The sequence below is a fragment of the Streptomyces sp. NPDC012474 genome (assembly GCF_042955185.1).
Classification (GTDB): Bacteria; Actinomycetota; Actinomycetes; order Streptomycetales; family Streptomycetaceae; genus Streptomyces; species Streptomyces cahuitamycinicus.
Genome location: NZ_JBIBEP010000006.1, coordinates 280,118 through 305,901, shown reverse-complemented (window position 1 = coordinate 305,901; position 25,784 = coordinate 280,118). Strand labels below are relative to the sequence as shown.

The 25,784-nt window shown below is 72.7% G+C and carries 26 protein-coding genes and 1 pseudogene; 16 read left to right on the top strand and 11 right to left on the bottom strand.

The genetic code is table 11. From position 1 onward, the window contains the following. Positions 1-101 precede the first annotated feature (101 nt). A complete protein-coding gene (locus ACFY9S_RS16610; RefSeq protein ID WP_391128436.1) occupies positions 102-1,028 on the top strand; it encodes an SMP-30/gluconolactonase/LRE family protein in 927 nt (308 codons plus the stop codon). On the opposite strand, the gene ACFY9S_RS16605 is transcribed toward ACFY9S_RS16610, so the two are convergent. Next, positions 1,018-2,625 (bottom strand): FadD3 family acyl-CoA ligase, encoded by a 1,608-nt coding sequence (locus tag ACFY9S_RS16605; RefSeq protein WP_391128433.1) that lies wholly within the window; start codon positions 2,623-2,625, stop codon positions 1,018-1,020. The two genes, ACFY9S_RS16610 and ACFY9S_RS16605, sit on opposite strands and share 11 nt — an antisense overlap. 97 nt (positions 2,626-2,722) lie before the next feature. On the opposite strand from ACFY9S_RS16605, the gene ACFY9S_RS16600 reads away from it, so the two are divergent. The 4 genes from ACFY9S_RS16600 to ACFY9S_RS16585 are packed head-to-tail and all read left to right on the top strand — an operon-like array spanning position 2,723 to position 6,088. Then, entirely contained in the window at positions 2,723-3,892 is a 1,170-nt protein-coding gene (locus ACFY9S_RS16600; RefSeq protein ID WP_391128430.1) for a lipid-transfer protein, read from the top strand. 9 nt (positions 3,893-3,901) lie between these two features. Continuing rightward, positions 3,902-4,315: an OB-fold domain-containing protein gene (locus ACFY9S_RS16595; RefSeq protein ID WP_391128427.1), complete on the top strand. Its 414-nt coding sequence runs from the start codon at positions 3,902-3,904 to the stop codon at positions 4,313-4,315. After that, the gene (locus ACFY9S_RS16590) at positions 4,312-5,088 is read left to right on the top strand and encodes an enoyl-CoA hydratase-related protein (protein WP_391128424.1); all 777 of its coding nucleotides are present in this window, start codon (positions 4,312-4,314) and stop codon (positions 5,086-5,088) included. The genes ACFY9S_RS16595 and ACFY9S_RS16590 overlap by 4 nt, the downstream gene beginning before the upstream one ends. A 49-nt stretch (positions 5,089-5,137) precedes the next feature. Further along, the gene (locus ACFY9S_RS16585; RefSeq protein ID WP_391128809.1) at positions 5,138-6,088 is read left to right on the top strand and encodes an alpha/beta fold hydrolase; all 951 of its coding nucleotides are present in this window, start codon (positions 5,138-5,140) and stop codon (positions 6,086-6,088) included. Positions 6,089-6,112: 24 nt separating this feature from the next. On the opposite strand, the gene ACFY9S_RS16580 is transcribed toward ACFY9S_RS16585, so the two are convergent. The 3 genes from ACFY9S_RS16580 to ACFY9S_RS16570 all read right to left on the bottom strand — a co-directional run bounded on the left by ACFY9S_RS16580 (position 6,113) and on the right by ACFY9S_RS16570 (position 10,181). Further along, on the bottom strand, positions 6,113-6,715 hold the full coding sequence (locus ACFY9S_RS16580) for a hypothetical protein (RefSeq protein ID WP_391128421.1): 603 nt from the start codon (positions 6,713-6,715) through the stop codon (positions 6,113-6,115). A gap of 171 nt (positions 6,716-6,886) precedes the next feature. Further along, on the bottom strand, positions 6,887-9,265 hold the full coding sequence (locus ACFY9S_RS16575) for a PQQ-binding-like beta-propeller repeat protein (RefSeq protein ID WP_391128418.1): 2,379 nt from the start codon (positions 9,263-9,265) through the stop codon (positions 6,887-6,889). 193 nt (positions 9,266-9,458) lie between these two features. Beyond that, positions 9,459-10,181: a VOC family protein gene (locus ACFY9S_RS16570; RefSeq protein WP_391128415.1), complete on the bottom strand. Its 723-nt coding sequence runs from the start codon at positions 10,179-10,181 to the stop codon at positions 9,459-9,461. 133 nt (positions 10,182-10,314) lie between these two features. Here ACFY9S_RS16570 and ACFY9S_RS16565 point away from each other — a divergent pair, with 133 nt between their 5' ends. Then, entirely contained in the window at positions 10,315-10,950 is a 636-nt protein-coding gene (locus ACFY9S_RS16565) for a TetR family transcriptional regulator (protein WP_102913743.1), read from the top strand. A 52-nt stretch (positions 10,951-11,002) separates the two neighbouring features. Here the strand turns inward: ACFY9S_RS16565 and ACFY9S_RS16560 are convergent, their stop codons facing one another. Both ACFY9S_RS16560 and ACFY9S_RS16555 read right to left on the bottom strand, forming a co-directional pair. Then, positions 11,003-11,506, bottom strand: coding sequence for a nitroreductase family deazaflavin-dependent oxidoreductase (locus ACFY9S_RS16560; RefSeq protein ID WP_391128412.1), 504 nt, complete (start codon positions 11,504-11,506; stop codon positions 11,003-11,005). Then, complete coding sequence (locus ACFY9S_RS16555; RefSeq protein WP_391128409.1) at positions 11,503-12,696, bottom strand: acyl-CoA dehydrogenase family protein; 1,194 nt, start codon at positions 12,694-12,696, stop codon at positions 11,503-11,505. The genes ACFY9S_RS16560 and ACFY9S_RS16555 overlap by 4 nt, the downstream gene beginning before the upstream one ends. Before the next feature lie 105 nt (positions 12,697-12,801). Between ACFY9S_RS16555 and ACFY9S_RS16550 the strand changes: the two genes are divergently transcribed. The 3 genes and pseudogenes from ACFY9S_RS16550 to ACFY9S_RS16540 all read left to right on the top strand — a co-directional run bounded on the left by ACFY9S_RS16550 (position 12,802) and on the right by ACFY9S_RS16540 (position 14,956). Further along, a complete protein-coding gene (locus tag ACFY9S_RS16550; protein WP_391128406.1) occupies positions 12,802-13,971 on the top strand; it encodes an acetyl-CoA acetyltransferase in 1,170 nt (389 codons plus the stop codon). Between the two features lie 79 nt (positions 13,972-14,050). Continuing rightward, a pseudogene (locus ACFY9S_RS16545) lies at positions 14,051-14,233 on the top strand (pyridoxamine 5'-phosphate oxidase family protein); the annotation flags it as partial. A gap of 45 nt (positions 14,234-14,278) precedes the next feature. Further along, positions 14,279-14,956, top strand: a complete 678-nt coding sequence (locus ACFY9S_RS16540) for a pyridoxal 5'-phosphate synthase (RefSeq protein WP_391128403.1) — start codon at positions 14,279-14,281, stop codon at positions 14,954-14,956. Between the two features lie 39 nt (positions 14,957-14,995). On the opposite strand, the gene ACFY9S_RS16535 is transcribed toward ACFY9S_RS16540, so the two are convergent. From ACFY9S_RS16535 to ACFY9S_RS16515, 5 genes are all read right to left on the bottom strand, one after another. Beyond that, positions 14,996-15,877 (bottom strand): GNAT family N-acetyltransferase, encoded by an 882-nt coding sequence (locus tag ACFY9S_RS16535; protein ID WP_391128400.1) that lies wholly within the window; start codon positions 15,875-15,877, stop codon positions 14,996-14,998. A 60-nt stretch (positions 15,878-15,937) separates the two neighbouring features. Continuing rightward, positions 15,938-16,150, bottom strand: a complete 213-nt coding sequence (locus ACFY9S_RS16530; RefSeq protein WP_391128397.1) for a DUF4287 domain-containing protein — start codon at positions 16,148-16,150, stop codon at positions 15,938-15,940. Positions 16,151-16,280: 130 nt separating this feature from the next. Next, the gene (locus ACFY9S_RS16525; protein WP_391128394.1) at positions 16,281-16,883 is read right to left on the bottom strand and encodes a GNAT family N-acetyltransferase; all 603 of its coding nucleotides are present in this window, start codon (positions 16,881-16,883) and stop codon (positions 16,281-16,283) included. Between the two features lie 176 nt (positions 16,884-17,059). Continuing rightward, the gene (locus ACFY9S_RS16520; protein WP_391128391.1) at positions 17,060-17,497 is read right to left on the bottom strand and encodes an OB-fold domain-containing protein; all 438 of its coding nucleotides are present in this window, start codon (positions 17,495-17,497) and stop codon (positions 17,060-17,062) included. After that, positions 17,497-17,946, bottom strand: coding sequence for a DoxX family protein (locus ACFY9S_RS16515; RefSeq protein ID WP_391128388.1), 450 nt, complete (start codon positions 17,944-17,946; stop codon positions 17,497-17,499). Before ACFY9S_RS16515 ends, ACFY9S_RS16520 begins: the two co-directional genes overlap by 1 nt. Before the next feature lie 284 nt (positions 17,947-18,230). On the opposite strand from ACFY9S_RS16515, the gene ACFY9S_RS16510 reads away from it, so the two are divergent. The 7 genes from ACFY9S_RS16510 (at position 18,231) to ACFY9S_RS16480 (ending at position 25,778) form a co-directional block, all read left to right on the top strand. Then, a complete protein-coding gene (locus ACFY9S_RS16510) occupies positions 18,231-19,436 on the top strand; it encodes an NAD(P)-binding domain-containing protein (protein WP_391128385.1) in 1,206 nt (401 codons plus the stop codon). Between the two features lie 140 nt (positions 19,437-19,576). Continuing rightward, positions 19,577-21,802 (top strand): acetate--CoA ligase family protein, encoded by a 2,226-nt coding sequence (locus ACFY9S_RS16505; RefSeq protein WP_391128382.1) that lies wholly within the window; start codon positions 19,577-19,579, stop codon positions 21,800-21,802. Continuing rightward, complete coding sequence (locus ACFY9S_RS16500; RefSeq protein ID WP_391128806.1) at positions 21,802-22,587, top strand: enoyl-CoA hydratase-related protein; 786 nt, start codon at positions 21,802-21,804, stop codon at positions 22,585-22,587. The genes ACFY9S_RS16505 and ACFY9S_RS16500 overlap by 1 nt, the downstream gene beginning before the upstream one ends. Positions 22,588-22,629: 42 nt before the next feature. Next, complete coding sequence (locus ACFY9S_RS16495; protein ID WP_391128380.1) at positions 22,630-23,247, top strand: flavin reductase; 618 nt, start codon at positions 22,630-22,632, stop codon at positions 23,245-23,247. Positions 23,248-23,485: 238 nt separating this feature from the next. Beyond that, positions 23,486-24,736 carry a helix-turn-helix domain-containing protein gene (locus ACFY9S_RS16490; protein WP_391128377.1) on the top strand — a complete coding sequence of 417 codons (1,251 nt, stop codon included), beginning with the start codon at positions 23,486-23,488 and terminating at the stop codon, positions 24,734-24,736. 197 nt (positions 24,737-24,933) lie between these two features. Beyond that, a complete protein-coding gene (locus ACFY9S_RS16485; RefSeq protein WP_391128375.1) occupies positions 24,934-25,410 on the top strand; it encodes a hypothetical protein in 477 nt (158 codons plus the stop codon). Further along, positions 25,407-25,778, top strand: coding sequence for a DUF6415 family natural product biosynthesis protein (locus ACFY9S_RS16480; protein ID WP_391128372.1), 372 nt, complete (start codon positions 25,407-25,409; stop codon positions 25,776-25,778). The genes ACFY9S_RS16485 and ACFY9S_RS16480 overlap by 4 nt, the downstream gene beginning before the upstream one ends. Positions 25,779-25,784: the final 6 nt, after the last annotated feature.

Sequence of the window (25,784 nt, the reverse complement as noted above, 5' to 3'; positions counted from 1 at the left end):
ATACCGGCGCGGGACGCCGACGGCACGGCGGAGTGCGCCGCCGGTCCGGTCGCGCGATAGTGGTCCCCCGGATCACCCTCCCGAACCCGAAGGCGGCCCTCATGCCCGGCGAGCAGCCCCATCTGTACGAGACCCTCGACGAGCGGTTCCGGACGGGGCGGTGCCAGGCGGGGGATTCGCGGCTGGAGACGTTGTACGAGGGGTGCCGGTGGGCCGAGGGGCCCGTGTACGTGCCCGCCGGGCGGTACCTCGTGTGGAGCGACATCCCGAACGACCGGCTGCTGCGGTGGGACGAGACCACCGGGGCCGTCGGGGTGTTCCGCTCCCCCGCCGGTTACCCGAACGGCAGCACCCTGGACGGCCAGGGCCGTCTCATCACCTGCGAGCAGGGCAACCGGCGGGTGACCCGGACCGAGCACGACGGGTCGGTCACGGTGCTCGCCGAGCGGTTCCGGGGCAAGCGGCTCAACAGCCCGAACGACGCCGTCGTCAGATCGGACGGCTCGGTGTGGTTCTCCGACCCCGAGTTCGGGATCGCCACCGACTACGAGGGACATCGAGCCGAGAGCGAGATCGGTGCCCGCAACGTCTACCGCGTCGACCCCGGGAGCGGCGAAGTGCGGCTGGTCGCCGACGGGTTCCAGGGGCCCAACGGGCTCGTCTTCTCGCCGGACGAGCGGCGGCTGTACGTGTCCGACAGCGTCGCCAACCACATCCGCGTCTTCGACGTCCGCGAGGACGGCACCGCCCTGTCCGGCGGCGATGTCTTCGCCACGTGCGGGAACGGCAACTTCGACAACATCCGGTTCGACGACGAGGGGCGGCTGTGGGCCGCCGCCCTGGCCGGGGGCGTGCACTGCTACGACCCCGACGGCACGCTCATCGGCCGCATCCTGGTGCCCGGCACCGTCGCCAACGTCCGCTTCGGCGGCGCCCGGCGCAACCGGCTGTTCATCGCCGCCGACACCACCCTGTACTCCTTGATGATGTCGGTCACCGGCACCCCGGCCCTGCCGATCAGCCGCTGACCGGATCCCGCAGCGCGCCCTTCACGACCTTGCCGCTCGCGTTGCGCGGCAGTTCCGCGACGAACCGGACGGCCCTCGGGACCTTGTAGTTGGCCATCTCCCTGCGGGACCAGGCGATCAGGTCGTCGGCGGTCAGCAGGGCGCCCGGGCGCCGTACGACGTAGGCCCTGCCGACCTCCCCGAGCCGGGCGTCCGGGACGCCGATCACCGCCACGTCCGCCACATCCGGGTGGAGGCCCAGGAGCTGCTCTATCTCGGCGGGGTAGGCGTTGAAGCCGCCGACGATGAACATGTCCTTGAGGCGGTCGGTGATGCGCAGGTTGCCCGCGTCGTCCAGGACTCCGACATCACCGGTGCGCAGCCAGCCGTCCTCCGACAGCACCTCGGCGGTGGCCCGCTCGTCCTCGTAGTAGCCGCTCATGACGTGGAAGCCGCGCACCAGGACCTCGCCCGGCAGGCCGGGTGCCAGGGGCCGGCCTTCGGGGTCCACGACCCGCACCCGCGTGCCGGGGATGGCCCGGCCCGACGTGGACGCGATCACCGTCGGGTCGTCGCCGCGCCGGCACATCGTGACGACACCGCTCGCTTCGGAGAGGCCGTAGGCGGTGAGGACCGTGCCGATGCCGAGTTCGGCGCGCAGCCGCTCCACCAGACGCAGGGGAACGACCGCCGCTCCCGTCACCACCAGGCGCAGGGCCGTCAGGTCGTGGGCGTCCCGTCGGGGGTGGTCCAGGAGGGACTGGAAAAGGGTCGGGGGGCCGGGGAGCACGGAGATCCGCTCGGCGGCGATGTTGGCGAGGACCGTGTCCACGTTGAACACCGGCTGGGGGATCATCGTCGCGCCCCGCATGAGGCAGGCGATCACCCCGGCCTTGTAGCCGAAGGTGTGGAAGAAGGGGTTGACGATCAGGTAGCGGTCGCCCCGGGTGAGGCCCGCGAGGTCGCTCCAGATGTCGTAGGCCCGCAGCGTCTGCCGGTGGGTGATGACGGCGCCTTTGGGCCGGCCCGTGGTGCCCGAGGTGAAGATGATGTCCGAGGGCCAGGTCCCCTGTACGGCCGCGGACCTGTCCCGTACGTCCGCCGTCCCCACCCCCTCCCCTGAGGCCAGGAAGTCCTTCCAGGTCAGGAAGTCGGACGGGGCGTCGTCCGAGAGGACGACCGCGTGCTTCAGGGCCGGCAGGCCGGGCAGCGGGCCGGTGCCCGGGCCGTCTCCGGCCGCCCTGCGCAGGGACGCCACGTACGACGTGCCGAGGAACGTGCCGGTGACGAACAGCAGCCGGGTGCCGCTGCGGCGCAGCACGTCCGCGGCCTCGGCGCCCTTGAACCGGGTGTTCAGCGGCACGAGCACCGCACCCGCGGAGACCGCGCCCAGGGCCGCGACGATCCAGTCGAGCGAGTTCGGGGCCCAGATGCCGACCCGGTCGCCCGGTCCGACCCCGGCCGCCATGCAGGCCGCCGCCGCGCGCTCCACGCGTGCGCCCAGTTCCGCGTAGGTGACGCGGGTCCGGCCCTCGACGACCGCCTCGACGTCCGCGTACCGCTCGGCCGCCGCCTCGACCAGGCCCGGAACGCTTCCCCATGCCGTATCCGCTCGCACAGCGCGCCTCCCGACGACGTAGGAGCTGACTACCCGTCAGATTAGCTGTAATCTGACGGACTGTCAGCGACCGTTCGGGCCCGGAGGTGCGCGCAGCATGGCAGCAGGATCGGGTGGACCGGGAGGCCTCAAGGACGCCACCGCCCTCGTCGGCATAGGCCAGACGCCCTTCGCCAAACGGCTCCCGGAGGACGAACGCACCCTCGCCTGCCGGGCCGTCCTGGCCGCTCTCGACGACGCGGGCATCGCGCCCGGCGAGGTCGACGCCGTCGCCTCCTACACCATGGAGGAGACCGACGAGGTGGAGCTGGCGAAGGCCTGCGGCTTCGGTGACCTCACGTTCTTCAGCAAGGTCGGCTTCGGGGGCGGGGGTTCGTGCGCCACCGTCGCCCATCTCGCCGCGGCCATCGCCGCCGGGCAGGCGAGCGTCGGGGTGGCCTGGCGGTCCCGCAAGCGAGGCAGCGGGCCCCGGCCCTGGACCAACACCGCCGTCCAGCTCCCGACCCCGGCCCAGTGGACCCGGCCGTTCGGGCTGCTGAGGCCGGCCGACGAGATCGCGATGCTCACCCGCCGCTACCTGCACGAGTACGGCGCCACCCGCGACCACCTGTTCAACGTCGCCCTGGCCTGCCGCAACCGGGCCAACCAGAACCCCGCCGCGATCATGTACGACCGGCCCCTCACCCGCGAGATGTACATGACCTCCCGCTGGATCAGCGAGCCGCTCTGCCTCTTCGACAACTGCCTGGAGACCGACGGGGCCCTGGCCTGTGTCGTGGTCTCCGCCGAGCGCGCCCGCGACTGCCGGCGCCGGCCCGTCTACGTCCATTCCGCCGCCCAGTCGCTGCCCGCCCAGCACCACGGCATGGTCAACTACTGGAACGAGGACCCCCTCACCGGCCCCGCCTGGAGTGCCGCCCGGCACCTGTGGAAACACTCCGACCTGGCCCCCGAGGACGTCGACGTCGCCCAGATCTACGACGCCTTCACCCCCCTGGTCCTGCTCTCCCTGGAGGGCTACGGCTTCTGCGGGCGCGGCGAGGGCGGGGCGTTCACCGAGGGCGGGGCGCTGGAGAGCGGCGGGCTGCTGCCGTTGAACACCGGCGGGGGCGGGCTGTCCGAGGCCTACGTGCACGGCTTCAACCTCATCAACGAGGGGGTCAGACAACTGCGCGGCACCAGTACCGCGCAGGTGCCGGGTGCCTCCGCCTGTCTGGTCACGGCGGGTGAAGGCGTTCCCACCTCCGCCCTGCTGCTGAGGAGTTGAGGAGCGACCATGCTGCGACCCGTCACCGACGCCGACGGCGCCCCCTTCTGGGAGTACGCCGCCCGGGGTGAACTCCGCGTCCAGGCCTGCGCCGCCTGCGGTGAACTCCGCTTCCCGCCCCGGCCCTGCTGCCCGCACTGCCAGTCCTTCGAGAGCGAGTGGCGGCCGGTGTCCGGCCGGGGCCGGGTCTGGTCGTACGTCGTCGCCCATCCGCCGCTGCTGCCCGACTACGCCGCGCAGGCGCCGTACAACGTGGTCGTCGTCGAGCTGGACGAGGCGCCCCGCATCCGGCTGGTGGGCAACCTGGTCGCCGGGGCAGGGCAGCCGCTCGGCTCCCTGCCGCCGGAGAGCATACGCATCGGCGCCCGGGTGCGGGCCGTCTTCCACGACGGGCTTCCCCAGTGGGTCCCGGAGCGGTCATGAGCAGTGTGCTCGTACGGGCCGACCGGGACAGCGGGGTCGCCGTCGTGACGCTGGACCGGCCCGGGCGGCTCAATGCCGTCGACCTCGCCATGGCCGACGAACTGGCCTCCACCTGGCACGAGTTGCGGTTCGACGACGCCGTGCGGGCGATCGTCCTCACCGGGGCCGGCGAGCGGGCCTTCTGCACCGGCGTCGACCGGGACGCCGTCGTGCCGCAGCCGAACTCGCCCTACGCGCAGGACGATCCGCTGCTCGGGATCGGGCCGAAGGCGAACGACCTGTGGAAGCCGGTCGTCGCCGCCGTGCACGGCATGGCCTGCGGAGGAGCCTTCTACCTGCTCGGCGAGGCGGAGTTCGTCATCGCGGACTCCACCGCCACCTTCTTCGACCCGCACACCACCTACGGCATGGTCAGCGCCTACGAGTCCGTCCTGATGACGCAGCGCATGCCCTACGGGGAGGTCGCGCGGATGGCGCTGATGGGGACGGCGGAGCGGATCTCCGCCCGGCGAGCCTACGAGATCGGACTCGTGTCGGAACTCGTGCCGGAGGGCGAGGCCTTGAGGGCGGCGACCGCGTGCGCCGCCGTTCTCGCCGGGTATCCGACCGAGGCCGTACAGGGGACGGTGCGGGCGCTGTGGGCCGCGAGTGAGGCGGGCCGGACGCAGGGGTTCGCACAGGCTCCGCATCTCATCGCACTCGGGAACGCGGCGGGTGAGCGGCAGGCCCGGCTGTTCGCCGGGCGGTCGCGGGAGTACCGGTTGCGCGAGTGAAGTCGTTTACCCCTACACCCGTATGCTCGAGGGCGTGGTTGAGCATCGGATGATCGACGTCAATGGCATACAGCTGCACATCGCGGAGCAGGGCGAGGGCCCGCTCGTGGTGCTGCTGCACGGCTTCCCGGAGTCCTGGCACTCCTGGCGGCACCAGTTCGGTCCGCTGGCCGAGGCCGGTTTCCGGGTGGTCGCGCCCGACCAGCGCGGGTACGGCGGCAGCGACCGCCCCGAGGACGTGGCCGCGTACAGCATCCTCCACCTGGTGGGGGACGTGGTCGGGCTGGTCCACGCGCTGGGCGAGGAGCGGGCGTTCGTCGTCGGGCACGACTGGGGCGCGCCGGTGGCCTGGCACACCGCGCTGCTGCGGCCGGACGTGGTGCGCGGGGTGGCCGGGCTGAGCGTGCCGCCGCCGTTCCGTGGGAGCCGGCCTCCCCTGGAGACCATGCGGGAGCGGTTCGAGGGCCGCTTCTACTGGAACTACTTCGAGCAGCCGGGGGCCGCGGACGCCGAGTTCGCCGCCGACACCCGCGCGACGCTGCGCAAGCTGCTGTACTCCGCGTCCGGAGACGCGCCGGGCGCCGGGCGTCCCGAGCAGGCCCTGGTCGACCTGGAGCGCGGCTGGCTCACGGACGCGCCGGACCCCGAGGTGCTGCCCGGGTGGCTCACCGAGCGGGACCTCGACGTGCTCACCGAGAGCTTCGAGCCGGGCTTCACCGGCGCGCTCAACTGGTACCGCAACCTGGACCGCAACTGGGAGCTGACCGCCCCCTGGCAGGGCGCTGTCGTCTCCCCGCCCGCGCTGTACCTGTACGGCGACCGCGACATGGTCCCGGCCTTCCCGGGGACGCCGGAACTGATCGAGCGGCTGCCGGACTTGATGCCGGACCTGCGCCGCAAGCCGCTCGTCCTGCCGGGCTGCGGCCACTGGACGCAGCAGGAGCGGCCCGCCGAGGTGAACGAGGCTCTGATCGACTTCCTGACGGAGCTGCGGGGCTGACGTCCCTGCCGGTCACCCGTCCCGTCAGTCGTCGACGAGGGCCTGACGGTCGACTTCGCAGTGGTCGACCGAGTCCACCAGGCCCGAGCCGCCGCCCACCCGGACGTCGACGGTGGCCGTGCCGTTCGCGGGGACCGTGACGTCCGCGTACCGGTCGACGACGGTGATGCCCTCGGCGTCCTCGAAGGTGACCGAGACGGAGAAGGCGGCCTTGCGGCCGTTGGGGTTCCTGACCTCGACGGTCGCGTAGGGGGCGGCCGGGGTCGCGCAGCCGATCAGCCTCGCGGTGCCGTCCTTCAGGGCCCTGCCGCTGCCGGAGGACGAGGTCGGCGTGGAGCCGTAGTTCGGCCTGCGGGTGTAGGAGCTGCCGCCGCCGCTGCTTGCGTGGTCATCGTCGTCGGAGTCGTAGGACCCACCGCTCGAACCGCCGGAGCCGTACGAGCCGCCGCTCGACGTCGACGACCTCGAACTGTCGTGGTCCTGGCTGGAGCTGCTGCACCCGCCACCGCCCGAGCCGCTGCCGCCGTGACTGCCGCCGCGGCCCCGGCCGGACGAGAATCCGGTCAGTGCCAGTACGACCAGCACGAGCACCGCCGTGAACCTGAGCCTGCGCCCCCGTGTCTGCATGGGGGACAGCCTAGTGATCATCTGTCACGGGCATGTCACTGCGTGGCGACCGGCCCGTACCCGGCGTAGCGTCCTGGGTGGGAGGGGTGAACGTGCCACTCCCACGCAGAACGGCGGCCGCCGTCCGGAGCACCCCTTCCGTACGCCGGTACGACGGCCGTCCCGGGCGGGTCAGGCGGTGCGCGCCGTGCCCGTGCCCTTCTCCGCGTCCAGTGCGTACACGCAGCGGTCCTTGCTGCACGCGTACACCACCCCGTCCCGGACGACCGGGGAGCCGGTGATCTCGCCCCCGGTGGCGAGCTTCCACCGCAGCCGGCCGTCGTCGGCCTTCAGGGTGTAGAGCAGGTGGTCGGTGGAGCCGAAGTGGATACGGCCCTCGGCCACCGAGGGGGCGCCGACGATGTCGCCGCCCGCCTGGAAGCGCCACTTGGGTGTGCCGGTGACCGCGTCGAGGGTGTAGAGGCCCTTGCCGCTGCCCACGTGGACATGTCCGGCGGCGACCAGGACGGGGTCGCCGCCGGAGCGGGCCTCGGTGGCGATGCGCCAGCGGTCGCGGCCGTCGGTGGCGTCGAGGGCGTAGACCGTGCCGAGGTAGTCGGCGAGGTAGATGCCGCCGCCGGTCACGGCCGGGCCGGGGACGAAGGTGGGCGGGCAGAGGAACACGGCCGGGGCCTCGAAGTGCCACTTCACATGCCCTGCGGCCACGTCGAGGGCCAGGACGCGGGTGCCGGCGCAGACGTAGACGTAGCCGTCGGTGGCCTGGGTGAGCCGGATGGGGACGCCGCCGCAGGAGGCCGCGTCGCCGATCGGGTACGCCCAGCGCTCGTCGCCGGTGCGGGCGTCCAGGGCGCGCAGCCGGGCGTCCTGCCACACGTAGACCGTGCCGTCGTGCAGGGCGGGCCCTGCCTCGGGGGACTCGAAGTCCGACTGGCAGCCGGTGACCTCCCACAGCTTCTGGCCGCTGGAGGCCTCCCAGCCCTGGACGCCGCCGCCGCGGGTGCCGGTGACGACCGTGCCACGGCCGGCCTGGAGCGAGTAGACCCAGGCGTCCGTCTGCAGCCGCCACAGGTCGGCCCCCTCGCGGGCGTCCAGGGCGAACAGGGTGGGCCCGTCCGAGGCGTGGATACGGCCGTCCGCGACCCCCATGGACCAGGCGACGTCCCGGGTCTTGAAGCGGCGGCGGCCGGTGGCGACGTCCAGCGCGTGCACCTCGAAGGAGGTGACGTAGACCAGGTCGTCGGCGACCGAGGGCGTGCCCCAGACGTCGTTGGACATGCGGAAGCGCCAGGGCCGCCAGCCGCCGGCCTGCTCCGGCGGGGCGGCCGGGGCCGGGGGCGCGGCGACGGCGGGGCCCACGGCTGGGTCCGTGCCGTTGACGCCGGGACGGGGCTTGGACCAGGAGGCGGCCAGGGCGGCCTCCGGGGCCGGTGCCTGCACGGCGGCGGCGCGTACGTCCGCGACGCGCGGGCCCGGGCCGATGGGCACCTTGGCGCCGGCCAGCCGGACGGGGCCGGTGTCGGGGCCGCCGACCGGCGCGGGGGCGGGCGACGGGACGACCGGGTCGTGCGAGGGCGGGGGCGGGACGGGCGCCGGGCCCGGGGCGGGGCGTCCGCCACCGCTGCGGCCGGCGCCGGGGGCGGGCTTGCCGGCCGGGCGGCCGTTGCGGCGGGACTCGATCAGGCCGACGGCCCGCTCGGGCAGCCATGCGGAGGCCGTACCGCTGTCGTCGGAGCCGGAGCCGAACAGGTGGGGGGCCAGCTGGGCCTGGAGGTCGGCCGGGTTGGGGCGGGCCGTGGGGTCCATCTGCATACAGGACTCGATGAGCGGCCGCAGTTCGTCCGGGAGCCCTTCGAGGTCCGGGCCCTCGCGCAGCAGCATGAAGACCGTCTCGACCGGGTTTGCGCCGTGGAAGGGCGGGTGGCCGGTGGCGGCGAAGACCAGCATGGAGCCGAGGGAGAAGACGTCGCTGGCGCCGGTGACGCTGCGGGAGTCCTTGGCCTGCTCGGGGGACATGTAGGCGGGCGTGCCGACGGCGACGTTCGTCATCGTCAAACGTGTGTTCGAGACACCCGACGCGATGCCGAAGTCGATCACCCGGGGCCCGTCCTCCACGACGAGGACGTTCGACGGCTTGAGGTCCCGGTGCACCAGGCCCGCGCCGTGGATGGACTGGAGGGCCTCGGCCACGCCCGCCGCCAGCCAGCGCACCGCCTGGGCCGGCATCGGGCCGCAGTCGTTCACTATCTCCTCGAGGGAGGGCGCGGGGACGTACGCGGTGGCCAGCCACGGCACGGCGGCGCGCGGGTCGGCGTCCACGACCGCGGCCGTGTAGAAGCCGGAGACGGCGCGGGCCGCCTCCACCTCACGCGTGAAGCGGACCCGGAACAGCTGGTCCTCGGCCAGCTCCGTCCGGACGGTCTTGATCGCCACGCGACGGCCGGACGCCGAACGCGCGAGATAGACCAGCCCCATGCCGCCGGCACCCAGCCGTCCCAGCACCTCGAACGGCCCGATCCGCCGCGGATCGTGCTGCGTCAGCTGATCCACCACTCTGCCTGCCACCTCCCCGTACGAGCCGCGCCAAAGCCACATGTTCCACGCGACCCCGAGCAGCGTCTCACCACCGCACCGCCATGACGGCACGCACCCTGATTCTTCCTGGCCGGAGCCCTGGTTGCGAACCCGGTGACAATTGGGATGTCTCGGAACAGAACCGATCAAACGATGACCAAACAATGCCTGCTCAGCGGCGTAGCAGCGCGAACGAAGCCCCTTGGTCGTCCGTGACGACGGCGACCTCGCCGTACGAGGTCTCGAAGGGCGGGGCCTGCACCCGGCCGCCGAGCCGCGTCACGTCCTCCAGCGCGGCCGCCACGTCCTCGACCGCGAAATGCACGAGGAAGTGGGGCGGCATCTCGGCCGGGTACACGTCCGAGACGGGGGCCCGGCCGAAGTCGGGCGCGGCGTCCGGGCCGAACAGCGCCTCCCGGAAGAGGTCGCCGTAGAAGGCGTTGGCCGCCTCGGTGTCCCGGGCGTACAGCTCGGTCCAGGCGAAGGTGCCCGGCTCGTGCCGCTTGCCGAAGCCGGGGTGCTCCTCCGGCTGCCACAGGGCGAAGACGGCGCCCTCGGGGTCGGTGACGAGCGCGGTGACGCCCAGTTCCCCGGCCGGTACCGGCGCCGAGACGATCTGCCCGCCCGCGTCCCGGATACGCCGGGCCAGGGCCGGTGCGTCCGGGGTCGCGAAGTACACCGTCCACACGGTGGGCAGCCTGCCGTCCACCTTGCGGACCAGCGCGGCCACGGGTTCGCCGTCCTTCAGCGCCTGCGCGAAGGAGCCGAACCAGTCCTCGAAGGTCCACCCGAAAAGTTGACCGTAGAACCGCTTGCCCGCCTCGACGTCGGGAAGCTGCGCGTCCACCCAGCACGGGACGCCCTCTCCGTACACCGATGCCCTGTTTTCGGCCATGCCGCCAACGTAACCGCGACTGCCGCGACCCGCAGACCAGGCACACAGCCTCCGCACTCCCCCGCACCCCATTTGCAGTCGGCCGAATCGCGCCCCGATCTCGCCTCGGTAAGCTGACGGCATGACAGGACAAGTGCGTACCGTCGACGGCCGCGTGGCCGGCCGGCGTGGGCAGGCGACCCGGCAGAAGCTGCTCGACTGCCTCAGCGAGATGCTCAGCTCCTCCCCGTACCGCGACGTCAAAGTCATCGATGTCGCCCGGAAAGCGGGCACTTCACCCGCGACCTTCTACCAGTACTTCCCGGACGTCGAGGGCGCCGTCCTGGAGATCGCCGAGCAAATGGCGGCCGAGGGCGCCGCGTTGACGGAGCTCCTGGAGGGCCGTTCATGGGCCGGCAAGGCCGGCTGGCAGACGGCGCAGGAACTCGTCGACGGCTTCCTGGAGTTCTGGCGCAAGAACGACGCGATCCTCCGGGTCGTCGATCTCGGTGCCGCCGAGGGCGACAAGCGCTTCTACAAACTCCGGATGAAGATCCTCAACTCGGTGAACAACTCCCTCGCGGACGCCGTCGCCGAGCTCCAGGCCAAGGGCAGGGTCGACAAGGACGTGAACCCGGCGGCCGTCGCCGGTTCGCTCGTCGCGATGCTCGCCGCCGTCGCCTCCCACCAGAAGGGCTTCTCCTCCTGGGGCGTGAAGCAGGCCGAACTGAAGCCGAACCTCGCCCTGCTGGTGCACCTGGGCGTCACCGGCCGGAAGCCGACGAAATAGCGCGGCGCGACAGCCGTCTTACGCATCCACATCCTGTCTGGCAGGCGGTGGTTCACCCGGGTGGACCACCGCCTGTCGTGCTGTCCCGCCTCGGTACGAGCCGGAACACCCGGATCTCCCGTTCCACCCGCGCCTGGTACGCCGCGTACGGCGGCCAGAACGCCAGCAGCGCCTGCCACGCCGCCGCCCGCTCCTGCCCCGCCAGCAGCCGGGCCGTGACCGGGACGTCCCGGCCCTTCCAGCTGATCTCCGCGTCGGAATGCGCGAGGAGGTTGTGGCTCCAGGAGGGGTGCCCCGGCCGGCCGAAGTTGGATCCGACGAGGATCCAGGAGCGCCCCCCGTCCTCCGGCATGCAGGCCAGGGGCGTACGACGGGGCAGCCCGCTCCTCGCCCCGGTGGAGGTCAGCACCACACCGGGGAGCAGTTGCGCGCTGAGCAGCACCTTTCCCCAGGTGAGCCGGTGGACCGCCCGGTCGAGGGCGGGGATCACGTGCGGCGCGACCCGGGCGAAACCCCTGGTCGACGACACCTTCTGCACGACGCGCGCACCCCTCATCGGCCGGCCTCCTCGAAGACGTGTGCCGCGTCGGCCGCGTGCGCCCGCAGCCGGTGCACCGGCCCGAACAGCAGCTCGTCGCCCGCGGCACGCTTGAAATACAGGTGAGCCTCGTGCTCCCAGGTGAATCCGATGCCGCCGTGCAGCTGGATCCCCTCGGCGGCGGCGCGGCGCAGCGCTTCGAGCGCCTGGGCGAGAGCGAGACCGCCTGCCCTCTCCCCACGAGCCGGGGCCGCGGCGGCCCAGGCCGCGTAGTACGCCGCCGACCGGGCCGCCTGGACCTGGACGTAGGCGTCGGCCAGCCGGTGCTTGACCGCCTGGAAGGAGCCGACCGGCCTGCCGAACTGCTCGCGCTGCGCCACGTACGCCACGGTCCGCTCCAGCACCCGCCCCGCGGCCCCCGCGGCCTCGGCGGCGAGACAGGCGGCGGCGGTGGAGCCGAGCCGGACCAGGGCGGGGAGGCCGGCGTCGGCGGCGTCGCCGCCCAGCAACTCGGCAGGGGTGTACCGCAGTTGGACACGCCCCTGCGGACGGGTGGCGTCCAGGGCGGTCTGCCGTACGCGGGTGAGACCGGCGGCGTCCTCGCGCACGAGGAAGAGCAGCACCCGCGAGCGGGCGAATCCCCCGGTGTGCGCGGCGACGACGAGCAGCTGGGCACTGTGCCCGTCGAGAACCTGGTCGACCTGCCCGTACAGCTGCCAGCCGCCCTCGGTCCGCCGGGCCTGTACGCCCCCGGCCCGTCCTCCGCCGGCCCACTCCCCCTGCCGGTCGTGGCCGGTGAGCGCGAGGGCGGTGGCGAGGGCGGGCCCCGGTATCGCGAGGGCGGCGGTGAGCCCGCCGGAGGCGATGCGCGGCAGGAGCCCGGTGCGCTGGGCGCCGGTACCGAGGGCGAGCAGCAGCGGGGCGGCGAGGACGGCGGTGGCCAGCAGCGGGGTGGGGGCGAGGGCCCGGCCCGTCTCCTCGCAGGCCAGGGCCAGTTCGGTCACCGTGCCGCCGACTCCGCCGCAGGTCTCGGGGAGGGCCAGGCCGGGCAGGCCCAGTGGCCCGGCGAGGGCGGACCACAGGGCCCGGTCGTGTCCGGCCGGGGTGTCGACGGCGGCCCGCAGCTCTTCCGGACCGCACCGCTTGTCGAGCAGGTCGCGCAGGGTGCGGCGAATCTCGTCCTGTTCGTCGGTGAAGCGGGCGTCCATGGGGCCACCTCTCTCCGCATCTGACGGTGCGTCATATTAGGGCGACGGAACAGGGAAGCCCAGAGCCCTGCCGCCCCCGCGCACATCTGATGTACCGTCAGATACATGGTGGCCCGGAGGAAAGTTGCCGTCGTCGGCGTGGCCCTCTCGGACTGCGGCCGCGTGGACGACGCGACGCCGTACGCCCTGCACGCCCAGGCGGCCCGCCGCGCCCTGGCCGACGCGGGCCTGGACCGTACGCTGGTCGACGGTTTCGCCTCGGCCGGCCTCGGCACCCTGGCGCCCGTCGAGGTCGCCGCGCACCTGGGCCTGCGCCCCACCTGGGTCGACTCCACCTCAGTCGGCGGCTCCACCTGGGAGGTCATGGCGGCCCACGCCGCGGACGCGATCGCGGCCGGGCACGCCCGGGCGGTGCTGCTCGTCTACGGCTCGACGGCCCGCGCGGACGTCCACGCGGGCCGCCGCACCGGGACCCTGTCCTTCGGCACGCGCGGCCCCCTGCAGTTCGAAGTCCCCTACGGCCACACCCTGATCGCCAAGTACGCCATGGCGGCGCGCCGCCACATGATCGAGTACGGCACGACGATCGAGCAGCTGGCGGAGGTGGCCGTGCAGGCCCGGGCCAACGCGGCCCTCAACCCGGAGGCGATGTTCCGCACCCCGGTCACGGTCGAGGAGGTCCTGGCCGGGCCCGTGATCGCGGACCCCTTCACCAAGCTGCACTGCTGCGTGCGGTCCGACGGTGGGGCGGCGGTGCTGTTGGTGGCGCAGGAGTACGTACGGGACTGCCGTACCTCGCCGGTGTGGGTGCTGGGGACCGGGGAGTCCGTCTCGCACGCGTCGATGTCCGACTGGCCGGACTTCACGGTGTCGCCGGCGGCGGTCAGCGGGCGGCTGGCGTTCGAACGCGCGGGGGTGCGGCCGTCGGAGATCGACGTCGCCGAGATCTACGACGCGTTCACCTACATGACGCTGGTCACGCTGGAGGACCTCGGCTTCTGCGCGAAGGGCGAGGGCGGGCCGTTCGTGGAGAAGGGCCGGCTGCTGGCCCGGGGCGGCGGGCTGCCGGTCAACACCGACGGGGGCGGCCTGTCGGCCCAGCACCCGGGGATGCGGGGACTGTTCCTGCTGGTGGAGGCGGTGCGGCAGGTACGCGGGGAGTGCGGGGAACGCCAGGTACGGCGAAGTGACGGCTCGCTGCCGCGCCTGGCGGTGGCGTCGGGGACGGGGGGCTGGTTCTGCTCGTCGGGGACGGTGGTGCTGGGGGCGGGGTGAGGGAGGGGTCTGCTGCTGACGGGCTCGCATGGGAACAGCCGCTAGCGGCAAGGGCGTTGTACTGCTCCGCATGCCGGCGGAGGGCCCGGTCGTCGACTCGTCGCCCGTCACCCTCGATCAGCTCCGCGAGCTCTCGGCGCGCTACCTGCCCGCCGACAAGGTCGACGGCTATGTGGACTTCTCCTGGAAGAACCACGACGGGCATCAGGTGCTGCGGATGCGCCCGGAGCGGTGGCTGTCGTCCGACCTGGGGCAGGCGTGACCCGCACAGGCCCCAGGGGGCACGCGAACCGGTGACAATCGAGGCATGGCAACCGATCTTCACCAGCTGCTGAGGTCACTCCGGGTCTGGGACCCGGAGGTCACGGACCTGCCCGCCTTCGAGCCGGCCACCGCCCCGGCCGTGCCCCTGCCCCTGTTCACCGAGTGGTTCGCGGCGGCGGTGGCGGCCGGCCAGACGGAACCGCACACCATGTCGCTGGCCACCTCGGACGAGTCGGGCCTGCCCGACGTACGGATCGTGATGCTGCACGGCGCCGACGCCGGCGGCTGGTCCTTCGCGTCCCACGCCGGGAGCCGCAAGGGCCGGCACCTCGCCGGACGCCCGTACGCCGCGCTGGGCTTCTACTGGCCGGTGCTGGGCCGCCAGGTCCGGGTACGCGGCCCGGTGACGGCGGCCCCCTCCGGGGACGCCCAGGGCGACCTGCACGCCCGCTCGACCGGCGCGCTGGCGGCGGCGCTGACCGGGCGGCAGAGCGAGGTCCTCCCTTCACTGGACGACCTGGCCCGGGCCTCGGAGTCGGCGTGGGAACGGGCGTCACGGGAACCGCAGGCACCGGTGCCGTCCTGGACGCTGTACCGGCTGCGGGCCGAGGAGGTCGAGTTCTTCCAGGGAGACGAGCGACGGCGACACGTCCGGCTCCGCTACCGGCGGGAGGGGGAGCAGGACGGCGAGGCGTGGTCGCGGGAGCTGCTGTGGCCGTGAGGGCGGCCGTCAACCGGGGGTGCTGCCGCGGGCGGCGCTTTACGTGAAGTCGTACACCTCGAAGTCCGCGACCGGCCGGTAGCCGATGCGCTGGTAGAGGCCGTTGCTGGTCGGGTTGGCCAGGTCCGTGAAGAGGAGGACCTCGTCCGCGCCTGCGGCCAGGGCGGCGCGGCTGACCTCGGCCGTCGCCGCGCCCGCGTAGCCATGCCCGCGGAGGTGGGGCGGTGTGTAGACCGTGGTGACGCGGACCTGACCGGCGACCCGGGGGCTGGTGCCGGCCATGGCGACGGGAGTGCCGTCGGGGGTCTCCCAGAAGGTGATGCCGCCGCTGTCGATACGGGCGTCCGCCCACTCCGCGGAGCCGCGGACGGTGCCCAGGCCGACGGATTCGCTGAACTCGTCGTGCCAGCGCCGGAGTCGCTCGCGGTCGGACTCGACGGCGACCCGAGGGCGACCGGGCGGCACGGGGCCGGGCGCGGTCAGGTTGCCGAGCCGGTAGAGCCGCTGGTGCTGGCGGAGGGCCGCTGCCGCGCCCGTGTGCCGCTGCCAGGCCTCCGTGAAGGCGCCCGCGGTGCCGCACTCCGCGTTCACCCCGGGCAGGCGCCGGCCGAGGGCGGCCAGTCGCGCGGCGAGGGCGTCGGCGTCCTCGGGGGTGAGGGCCGTGATGTTCAGCCAGTGCGGCGGGGTGCGGAAGAAGGCCGCCCGGACCTCACCGGCCCGTTCCAGTACGCCGAACTCCGGTGCCCCGTCCCCGTACACGGACCGGCCGCGCGTCCGCAGGGTCTCCGTGACCGTCAACGGCACGGTGTGCAGCGCCGGCCGGGAGCGGAGGAAGGCGCCCGCGCGGGTCAGGAAGTCGCCGAGGTCATCGGTGAGATGCCAACTGCTCGTGTCGGTAGCCGCATTGGTGTCGATAGCCATGGTTCATGGTGCCGTCCGGGGCCGCCCTGGCTCTCCTGATTTTCGGCGAGTCCTTTCGCCTCACGCTCCGGCGCCCTCGGCGAGCGTGTACGCCACAAGAGCGTTGGCGTGCCCGTGTCCCAGCCCGTGTTCGGTCTTGAGCCAGTTGACGAGCTCCATGTGCCGGGTGAGCGGCGAGGTGCGGATGAGCTCCTGCCACTCGGCGATGGGCCGGCCGTACTTCTTCTCGATGGACGGGAAGTAACTGGCGGGGCCCTTCACAGGTGCGGTCATGTCGGCCGGTCCCTTCTCTGCTCTGCGGTGGTGCTGCGGTCAACAGGTACGACCCGCAGTGCGGTACGGACTGATCGCCCATCGTCGGTGATGTGCGTCACATGGCCGAGCCCTGTCCGCCCGGCGTTCCTCACGGGTCCGCCGGCTCCGGATCCGTGGCCAGGCGTGCGTGCAGGTGGGCGTCCCGGAACGCGTCGTGCCGCTCCTCCTGGAAGATCGCACCGCGCAAGGTCCCCTCGTAGCGGAAACCGCATCTCTCGGCGATCCGGCACGACGCGTCGTGACCGACCGCGTGGTCCAGCTCCAGCCGGTGCATGCCGAGTTCCGTCAGGGCCCAGCGGGCGGCGAGCAGGAGCGCCCGGGTGGCGACACCCTGGCCGCGGGCCTCGGGGAGGACCCAGTAGCCGACCCGGGCGACCTTCAGGTGGTACTTGACCTCGTTGACGCCGATGTGCCCCAGCGGGGCGTCGCTGCGCGCGTCCGCGACCCGGAACGACAAGGACGTGCCCTCCATGGCGGCCTGTGTCCGCGCGAGCAGTGACTCCCGCGCACTCGCCCGGTCCGTGACCGGCCGCAGCGGGGTGTTCCAGCGCCGGAACTCGGGATCTTGCAGCCCGCGCAACCACGTGTCGACGTCGGCACCCGACCCCGCGTCCCAGGGGCGCAGGAGGAGGCCGTGGCCGCGGAGCTCCGGGTGGGGACCGGTCGGTGAGTGGTCGCGTATGGGGGCCATGGGTCCTATTCAATCGCCTGGGACGCGATCCGGGATGCCGTGACGGGAAGAACGCGATGGGCCATGGAGGCCCGGGCTCCGGGGACGCCGGGCACCTCGGCACCGGCCTCCCAGCCCCTCGGACACCGGCCGTTCAGCCCCTCGGTACCGGCCGCCCAACCCCCGACACCGGCCGCTCAACCCCTCGCCAACGACCGCCCAACCCCCCGCACCGGCCGGAACACTGGGGTCCCCTCCCGGAACACCACCTCCAGTTCCGCCCCGCCCGACAGTTCCGGGTCCTCTCCGGCCCGATGGACCCCCGTCCCCACGATCTCCGTCATCATCCGCGGTCCCTCGGCGAGTTCGACCACGGCGGCGACGTACGGCACACGGTCCGCGAACGGCGGCAGGTCGTTGCGGTGGACGACGGACCAGGTGTAAAGCGTGGCGCGGCCGCTCGCCGTCTCCCACGTCACGTCCTCGCTCCAGCAGTGGGGGCAGAACTCGCGCGGGTAGTGGTGGGCCCGGCCGCAGGCCCCGCAGCGGCGGATCAGCAGTCTGCCCCCGGCTGCCGCGTCCCAGTACGTCCGCGTGAAGGCGTCGGGCTCGGGGAGGTCGTAGCGGCCGGCCATCAGAACAGCCCCAGCGCGCTGTCCAGCGACCAGCTCTGCCAGGACATCCCGAACAGCGCGACCACCGACATCAGCGCCATCATCGCGTTCTGCCCCTGCTCGGCGACGTCGTGAATCATGAGGGTGAAGTAGAGGGCGTTGAGGAGCAGCCCGCCGACCAGGGCGACCGGGGTGAGGAAGCCGGTGATCAGACCCAGTCCGAGCGCCAGTTCGGCGTAGACGACGACGTACGCCATCATGCGCGGGCGCGGCGCGACGGCCGCTTCGAAGCCGGACCGGACGGCGCTCCAGCGGTGCTCGGCGGCTATGCCCGCTGCCCACGTGATGCCGGTGCCCCGCTCGAACCAGGCCTTGCGGTCCTTGTGCCGCCAGCTCTCCAGCCACCACAGCCCGAGCCCGATCCGCAGGACGGCCAGCCATTCCGCTCCGGTGAGCCAGATCGTGTCCATGCAATCTGACGGTACGTCAGTTTCTGGGCCCCGCAAGACCCCGAAAGCATCCGTCCTTGGCAAGCACCCTTCCTCCGCAAGCACCCGCCCTTCGGTGGATCACCACGGCCGTCCCACGAGAAGGCGACACGCCGGGCAACCGCCAGGAACGATCACCACCCCGCCACAACCGGACCCACTACGCCACGGACCCCGTCCCCTCCCCCCACAGCCGTGATCAATCCGAAACCAATTCCGGTCTTGACCGAGACCCATCAATCGGCTCCGTGATTACGCTCCCGCTCATGGCCGACTCCACACCCCCCACACACGCCTCCGCGCAGCCCCCGCCCGACCGCCCCGTCTACGTCATCGGCGGCGGCCCCGGAGGGCTCTCCGTGGCGTACGCGCTGCGCGCCCGGGGCATACGGGCCGTCGTCCTGGAGAAGTCCGACAGCGTCGGGGCGTCCTGGCGCGGCCACTACGACCGGCTGCACCTGCACACCACCCGTCGCCTCTCGGCCCTGCCCGGGCTGCCGATGCCGCGCCGGTTCGGGCGGTGGGTGGCCCGGGACGACGTGGTTCGGTACCTGGAGAAGTACGCCGAGCACCACCGCCTGGAAGTTGTCACCGGCGTCGAGGTGTCCCGCGTCGAACGCACCCCCGACGGCACGGGCTGGCTGCTGCACGCCACCGGCGGCCGGGAACTGACCGGCGCGGCGGTGGTCGTCGCCACCGGCTACAACCACACGCCCCGCGTGCCCGGCTGGCCCGGCCGCTCCGCCTTCAGCGGCGAGTTCCTGCACGCCCGCGAATACCGCAGCGGCAAGCCCTACGCCGGCCGGGACGTCCTCGTCGTCGGGGTCGGCAACACCGGCGCCGAGATCGCCGTCGACCTGGTGGAGAGCGGTGCCTCCCGGGTCCGGCTCGCCGTGCGCACCGTCCCCCACATCGTGCGCCGTTCCACCGCCGGCTGGGCCGCCCAGTACAGCGGCGTCCTGGTCCGCCGGCTGCCGGTCGGCCTGGTCGACCGGATCTCCCGGGTGCAGGCCAGGGTGGCCCTGCCCGACCTGTCGGCCCACGGACTGCCGCGCCCGGACACCGGCCTGTACACGCGGGTGAAGCAGGGGGCCGTCCCGGTGCAGGACGTCGGCCTGATCGACGCCGTGCGCAAGGGCAGGGTGGAGGTCGTGGCCGCCGTGGACGCTTTCGAGGACGGCGGCAAGATCGCCCTGGCCGACGGCACCCGGATCTCCCCGGACGTGGTGATCGCCGCCACCGGGTACGTGCGTGCCCTGGAGGGCCTGGTCGGTCACCTCGGCGTGCTCGACGACCGCGGCAGGCCCGTCGTCCACGGCGCCCGCACCCCGAGCACCGCCCCCGGCCTGTACTTCACCGGCTTCACCAATCCGATCAGCGGAAACCTCCGCGAGATGGCACTCGACGCGGTGAAGATCGCGAAGGCCGTCGCGAGGAACGGCTCGGGGGCGGTGTCCCGCCTGCCGGGCTGAGCAGCGCCGCCGCGGCGCGGTCCCCCCTGAAGAGGTTCGCCGCACAACTTCGTTCGTACGCCCCGTTCCTGACGTCGCGACTGTTCAGTAATCTGACAGAGCGTCAGTTAGCGGCTGTCTCACAGGAGCGGGCGGAAACGATGCTTGGATCGACCCACGGCACCCTCACCACCGACTCCCGCCGGACCCGGGCCATCGCCTGTGGCGAGCGGTCCGGGCCTGCCGTGCACGGCAGGCCGGCCCAGGAAGGCGACCTGGACGTCAGCGGCCGTCCACTGCACGCCGGCGTGCCCGACCTGGACCGCTTCTTCCGTCCCCGGTCCGTCGCCGTGGTCGGCGCATCGGACGCCGAGGGCCGCCCCAACACCGGTGTCACGCGGCAGCTCACCCACTGGGCGGAGCGTGTCGGCGCCCGGCTGCACCCGGTGCACCCGAACCGGCCGTCCGTCTTCGGCATCCCCTGCTTCCCGTCCGTGGCCGACCTGCCCGAACAGGTCGATCTGGCCGTGGTGCTGGTCGGTGACCCCCTCCCGGTGATCGAGGAACTGGCCGAGGCCAAGACGCGGTTCGCGGTCGTCTTCGCGTCCGGGTTCGCCGAGACCGGGCCGGAGGGCGAGGCCGCCCAGCGGCGACTGGCCGCCGCCGTCGAGCAGTCGGGGATGCGGCTGCTGGGGCCCAACACCAACCTCAACGCCTTCGAGCGGTTCCGCGACGACCTGGAGGGGCCGGCGATCGCGCTGATCACCCAGTCCGGCCACCAGGGCCGCCCGCTCTTCGCCCTGCAGGAGCTCGGCATCCGCCTCTCCCACTGGGCCCCGACCGGCAACGAGGCCGACCTGGACAGCGCGGACTTCCTCGCCTGGTTCACCGAGCAGCCCGAGGTCGGCGCCATCGCCTGTTACCTGGAGGGGCTCAAGGACGGCCGCTCCTTCCTGCTCGCCGCCGACCGGGCCGCCCGGCGCGGAGTCCCGGTCGTGGCCGTCAAGGTGGGCCGTACCGAGACCGGCGCCCGCACGGCCGCCTCCCACACCGGCAGACTCACCGGCGCGGACGCCGTGGTGGACGCGGCGATGCGCCAGTACGGCGTGATCCGGGTCGACGGGCTGGACGAACTCCAGGACACGGCCGCCCTGCTGGCCCGGGCCCGGCCGCCGCGCGCGGACGGGGTCGTCGTCTACTCGATCTCGGGCGGCACGGGGGCGCACGTCGCCGACCTGGCGACCGCCGCGGGCCTGAGCCTGCCGGTGCTGTCCGAGGCCAGGCAGGCCGAACTGCACCAGTGGATACCCGAGCACCTGAGCGTCGCCAACCCGGTCGACAACGGCGGGCATCCGGTGGGGGACGAGCGCGGCCGGAAGATCATCGACGCGATCCTCGGCGACCCTGAGGTCGGCGTGCTGATCTGCCCGGTCACCGGCCCGTTCCCGCCGCTCAGCGACCGGCTGGTACGGGACCTGGTGGACGCGGCCGAGCAGTCCGACAAGCTCGTCTGCGTGGTGTGGGGTTCGCCGGTCGGCACCGAGCCCGCCTACCGCGAGGTCCTGCTCGGCTCCTCCCGCGTGGCCACGTTCCGCACGGTCGGCAACTGTCTCACCGCCGTCCGCGCCCACCTCGCCCACCACCGCTTCACGGCCGCCTACCGCTCCCCCTTCGACGAGGCCCCGCGCACCCCTTCGCCGTCCTACCGCAAGGCGCAGGCCCTGATGCAGTCCGGCCGGCAGCTGAGCGAGCACGCGGCGAAACAGCTGCTGCGGGCGTACGGCATCCGCGTACCGCGCGAGCAGCTGGTGACCAGCGCGGCGGCGGCCGTCCGGGCGGCCGGGCTCGTGGGCTACCCGGTGGTGATGAAGGCCTCCGGGGCCCGGATCGCCCACAAGACCGAACTGGGCCTGGTGAAGATCGGTCTCACCTCGGCCAGCCAGGTCCGCGACGCCTACCGGGAGCTGACCGACATCGCCCGCTACGAGGACGTCGCCCTGGACGGCGTCCTGGTCTGCCAGATGGTGGAGCAGGGGGTCGAGATGGTCGTCGGTGTCGCCCACGACGACCTGTTCGGCCCGACCGTGACCGTCGGGCTCGGCGGCGTGCTCGTCGAGGTGCTGCGCGACACCGCCGTCGGGGTGCCGCCCTTCGGGGAGGAGCAGGCGCGGGACATGCTCGCCGGGCTGCGCGGGCGGGCCCTGCTCGACGGCGTCCGGGGGCGGCCGGCGGCGGATCTGGACGCGCTGGTCGAGGTCGTCCTGCGCGTGCAGCGCATGGCCCTGGAACTCGGCGACCAGCTGGCCGAGCTGGACATCAACCCGCTGATGGTCCTGCCGCGGGGGCACGGCGCGGTGGCGCTGGACGCGCTGGCGGTGTGCCGCTGATGCCGGCCGTCCTGCACACGACGACCGGCCGAGTCCTCTCCCTCACCCTCAATCGGCCCGAGGCGCTCAACGCCCTCACGCCGGACCAGCGGGACGAGATCGTCCGGCTGCTGTCCGAGGCGTCGGCGACCCCCGCGATACGCGCCGTCGTGATCACGGGCACGGGCCGCGGCTTCTGCGCCGGAGCCGACCTCCGGGGCGCCGGCGCCCCCGGCGAACGCCTCGCGGGCGATGTCGCACGCACCCTCCGCACCGGCGCCCAGCGGCTGATCGCGGCCGTGCTCGACTGCGAGAAGCCGGTGATCGCGGCGGTGAACGGCACGGCGGCCGGCCTGGGCGCGCATCTGGCGTTCGCCTGCGATCTGGTCATCGCGGCCGAATCCGCCCGCTTCATCGAGGTGTTCGTACGCCGCGGCCTGGTCCCCGACGGCGGCGGCGCCTACCTCCTGCCCCGCCTCCTCGGCCCGCAGCGCGCGAAGGAGCTGATGTTCTTCGGTGACGCGCTCACCGCACCGGACGCCGAACGCCTCGGGCTCGTCAACCGGGTCGTCCGGGACGAGGAGCTGGAGAAGACGTCCCGCGCCTGGGCCGAGCGCCTCGCCTCCGGCCCGACCCGCGCCCTCGCCCTGACCAAGCAGCTCGTCAACGCCTCCCTCGACACCGACCGCGCCACCGCCTTCGCCGCCGAGGCAGCCGCGCAGGAGATCAACATGACGACGGCGGACGCGCAGGACGGCGTACGGAGTTTCGTGGAACGGCGCAGCCCTCGGTTCGAAGGACGCTGACCCTTCCTATCTGACAGAGCGTCAGCTCTAATGGCGGTTGTGATGGGACAAGCAGGGATGGCGGAAGCCGCCGTCCGCTACCTCAGGTCGAACCGCACACCCGCCCCGGAGCCCGTCGAACCGCTGCCGCGCCCCGAACTGCGCTGCGTCGCCGAGGACGAGCGCGCACCGCTCGACCCGGGCGAGTTCCGGCGCGTCCTCGGGAACTTCGCGACGGGCGTGGCGATCATCACGGCACCGCCCGCCGCCGACGGCGACTCCCCCGCCGGCTTCGCCTGCCAGTCCTTCACGTCCCTTTCCCTCGCCCCGCCCCTGGTGGCCTTCATGGTCGGCCGTACGTCGACGACGTGGCCGCGGATCGCCCGCGCCGGGGCGTTCTGCGTGAACGTCCTGGGCGCGGGCCAGGGCGAGTTGTGCCGCGCCTTCGCGGTGAGCGGCGCGGACAAGTTCGCGGGCGTGGGATACGACGCGGCGCCGGTCTCGGGCTCGCCCCGTCTGACGGGCGCCGTGGCGTGGATCGACTGCACGGTCCACGCCGTCCACACCGGCGGCGACCACCTCATCGTGGTGGGCCGGGTGCACGCCCTGGGCACGGCGGACGATCCCTCCGACCCCCTGCTCTTCCACCGGGGGCGCTTCGCCCGGCTGACGCCCTCGTAGAGCTCACACCGCCGTCAGCCGCCACAGCGAGGTGACTTCGCCGGCCCGCGCGGCATGGAGCGGATCGCCCGTGTCCCGTACGCGGGAGTGGCGCGGCCGGGTGTCGAGCCGGTCGGTCCGTAAAACCGCGCACCACATCCGCACGCACCGGGCTTGCTGAGCGTCGCCGAGCGCTCACACTCAAGTGGCCCTGCGCCATACCCTGACAGTGGACGCCGAACAGAGAAGGGGCGAGACCGTGCCATCTGACGCTACCCCGGACCCCTACGCCGACCCGCTTGTCTTCGGGCCACGGCTCCAGATCCTGCGCACCCGCAAGGGCCTCACCCGGGAGCAACTCGGAGGCCTTGTCGGCCGCTCCGGTTCCTGGGTCAAGGGCATCGAAACGGGCCGTCTCAAGACACCCAGACTCGAAGTGATCCTCCGCATCGCCGAGATCCTCCGCCTACGGGACCTCTCCGACCTCACAGGAGACCAGTCCGTACGCGTCGGCCTCTTCACCGGACCCGGACACCCACGCCTCCCCGAAGTGAAGTCGGCTGTCGATGCCTTCCCACTCACCACCGAGCGCCAGGCACCCCCCGCCGAGCACCTCCGCGCTCGCCTCGCACGTGCTTGGGCCGCCCGACACTCGGCCCCGAACCACCGTGAGGTCATCGGCGGATTGCTGCCGGACCTGATCCGCGACGCGCAGGCCGCGGCGCGCCAGGCCGACTCCGGACCGGAACGGCGTGCGGCACAGGCGGTCCTCGCGGAGGTGTACTCCCTCGCGCAGTTCTTCTGCGCCTACCAGCCCGACCCGGCGCTGCTGTGGCGCGTCGCCGACCGCGCCCTGATCGCTGCTCAGGAGTCCGACGACCCGCACACGATCGGCGTTGCCGCGTGGCTCGCCGCTCAGGCACACCGTGACAGCGGGCCCGCCCACTTCGACGCTGCCGACGCCGTGAACCTGGGTGCGCTGGCCTACCTCGAACCGCTGCTGCCGAACGCCGGCGACGATGTCCTCGCGATCACGGGCGCCCTCACCTTTGAAGCCGGTTACACAGCAGCCCGCCGGGGCGAGGCGGGGACAGCTTGGCGGTACTGGGACCAGGCCCGGGATATGGCGGCCCGTCTGCCCGCCGCCTACTACCACCCGGTGACGTCGTTCTCACCCGGCATCATGGGCGCGCACGCAGTGACCATCGCCGTCGAGTTGCACGCCGGCGGGGAATCCGTACGGCAGGCGGCGGCTGCCGACGCGGCAACCATCCCGTCGCGGCCGCGACGAGCGCGCCATCGCATCGAAAGCGCTCGCGGCTACCAGCTCGACGGGCAGCCGGACGTGGCACTCGCCACGCTCGACCAGGCCTACGAAGCGGCACCGGAAACGATCAAGTACAACGGCTATGCCAAGCGCATCATCCTGGAGGAGACCGAGGCCAAGGCTCCGGCGCGCAGGCGTCGTGCCTCGGGGCTCGCTGTAAAGCTCGGTCTTCTCGCAGCGTAATCAAGGGGGCACAAACTGTGCCCCTGCCGCTGTACCGGCGCTTCTACGGTCACGTGGTGAAACGGAACGCACGTGACCGGGGAGGCCCGAGCATGCCCAGTAACCACAGCCACTCAGCCTTACGGCCCGTCGTCGCTGAGCCCGGCATGGTCGTACACGGCACGGCAGACCGGCGGTCAGCAGCGGAGCACTGGCTATTGGCATCACTGCCCGCCCCCAACCGTGCCCGGGCCCGGCTCGAATGGCGGCAGCACGACGTGGCCATGCTCCCGCTCGGCACCCATTTCTCCGCCGTACGGATCCCCGGCCGCCTTGTGGTCGCCCTGACGGACAGCACCGAGACGTCCGAACTCGACGAGTTCATGCGCCACGCCCTCGACGGCGGCCCCATCATCTGCGATCCACGCCACTTTCGGTATTACGCCCTGGTACCCGCGAGCGTGCCGAGAACCTGGCGTCAGGCCGTCGACGACTGGAGGCCCCTGGACGTGGAATGCCTCGGCCCCGGCAGCTACCTCGGAGTTCCCAGGGCGGACGCCGTGGAATGCACCCCCGCTCGGGCCACTTACTGGTCAGTGCCGATCGACTCGGCCGCGACCCTGTGCAGGCCGTTGAAAGTCGCCCGGCTGATCGCCGCCGGCCGTCACTGCCTGCCCACGGAGCCGGAAGAGTGAGCGACGCGGCGCGGATCCGACAGCGGTGCGAGGACGTGCTGTGGGATCCGATCCCGCAGGGGGACGAGTTGTCTCTCCTGGTTGAGGAGTTGGAGGCGTACGTCGGGCTGCTCGCTCCGAAGGTGGAGGAGCTGGTGCCGCGTATGCGCGAGGGCATGCAGGACACGGCGCGCATCGTGCTGAGGCACTCGGGCGAAGTCCTCGACGACACCGGTACGACGACAGCCGATCTCGGGACACGGCTGTACAACGCCGGAGTGATCGCGCGCGCACTGCTCGGCCTCCTTGAGCGACCGGGCGAACTCGATCCGTCTCCGGGTCCGAGCCGTCGCCGCCCTTGGGGCACGGCGGCCCGCCCGGAGGAATGACAGCGG

Bases quoted from the DNA above. Each gene is read 5' to 3' on its own strand.
- ACFY9S_RS16610 (WP_391128436.1), top strand. From the start codon at position 102: ATGCCCGGCGAGCAGCCCCATCTGTACGAGACCCTCGACGAGCGGTTC.
- ACFY9S_RS16600 (WP_391128430.1), top strand. From the start codon at position 2,723: ATGGCAGCAGGATCGGGTGGACCGGGAGGCCTCAAGGACGCCACCGCC.
- ACFY9S_RS16595 (WP_391128427.1), top strand. From the start codon at position 3,902: ATGCTGCGACCCGTCACCGACGCCGACGGCGCCCCCTTCTGGGAGTAC.
- ACFY9S_RS16590 (WP_391128424.1), top strand. From the start codon at position 4,312: ATGAGCAGTGTGCTCGTACGGGCCGACCGGGACAGCGGGGTCGCCGTC.
- ACFY9S_RS16585 (WP_391128809.1), top strand. From the start codon at position 5,138: ATGATCGACGTCAATGGCATACAGCTGCACATCGCGGAGCAGGGCGAG.
- ACFY9S_RS16580 (WP_391128421.1), bottom strand. From the start codon at position 6,715: ATGCAGACACGGGGGCGCAGGCTCAGGTTCACGGCGGTGCTCGTGCTG.
- ACFY9S_RS16570 (WP_391128415.1), bottom strand. From the start codon at position 10,181: ATGGCCGAAAACAGGGCATCGGTGTACGGAGAGGGCGTCCCGTGCTGG.
- ACFY9S_RS16560 (WP_391128412.1), bottom strand. From the start codon at position 11,506: ATGAGGGGTGCGCGCGTCGTGCAGAAGGTGTCGTCGACCAGGGGTTTC.
- ACFY9S_RS16555 (WP_391128409.1), bottom strand. From the start codon at position 12,696: ATGGACGCCCGCTTCACCGACGAACAGGACGAGATTCGCCGCACCCTG.
- ACFY9S_RS16550 (WP_391128406.1), top strand. From the start codon at position 12,802: ATGGTGGCCCGGAGGAAAGTTGCCGTCGTCGGCGTGGCCCTCTCGGAC.
- ACFY9S_RS16540 (WP_391128403.1), top strand. From the start codon at position 14,279: ATGGCAACCGATCTTCACCAGCTGCTGAGGTCACTCCGGGTCTGGGAC.
- ACFY9S_RS16535 (WP_391128400.1), bottom strand. From the start codon at position 15,877: ATGGCTATCGACACCAATGCGGCTACCGACACGAGCAGTTGGCATCTC.
- ACFY9S_RS16530 (WP_391128397.1), bottom strand. From the start codon at position 16,150: ATGACCGCACCTGTGAAGGGCCCCGCCAGTTACTTCCCGTCCATCGAG.
- ACFY9S_RS16525 (WP_391128394.1), bottom strand. From the start codon at position 16,883: ATGGCCCCCATACGCGACCACTCACCGACCGGTCCCCACCCGGAGCTC.
- ACFY9S_RS16520 (WP_391128391.1), bottom strand. From the start codon at position 17,497: ATGGCCGGCCGCTACGACCTCCCCGAGCCCGACGCCTTCACGCGGACG.
- ACFY9S_RS16515 (WP_391128388.1), bottom strand. From the start codon at position 17,946: ATGGACACGATCTGGCTCACCGGAGCGGAATGGCTGGCCGTCCTGCGG.
- ACFY9S_RS16510 (WP_391128385.1), top strand. From the start codon at position 18,231: ATGGCCGACTCCACACCCCCCACACACGCCTCCGCGCAGCCCCCGCCC.
- ACFY9S_RS16505 (WP_391128382.1), top strand. From the start codon at position 19,577: ATGCTTGGATCGACCCACGGCACCCTCACCACCGACTCCCGCCGGACC.
- ACFY9S_RS16500 (WP_391128806.1), top strand. From the start codon at position 21,802: ATGCCGGCCGTCCTGCACACGACGACCGGCCGAGTCCTCTCCCTCACC.
- ACFY9S_RS16495 (WP_391128380.1), top strand. From the start codon at position 22,630: ATGGGACAAGCAGGGATGGCGGAAGCCGCCGTCCGCTACCTCAGGTCG.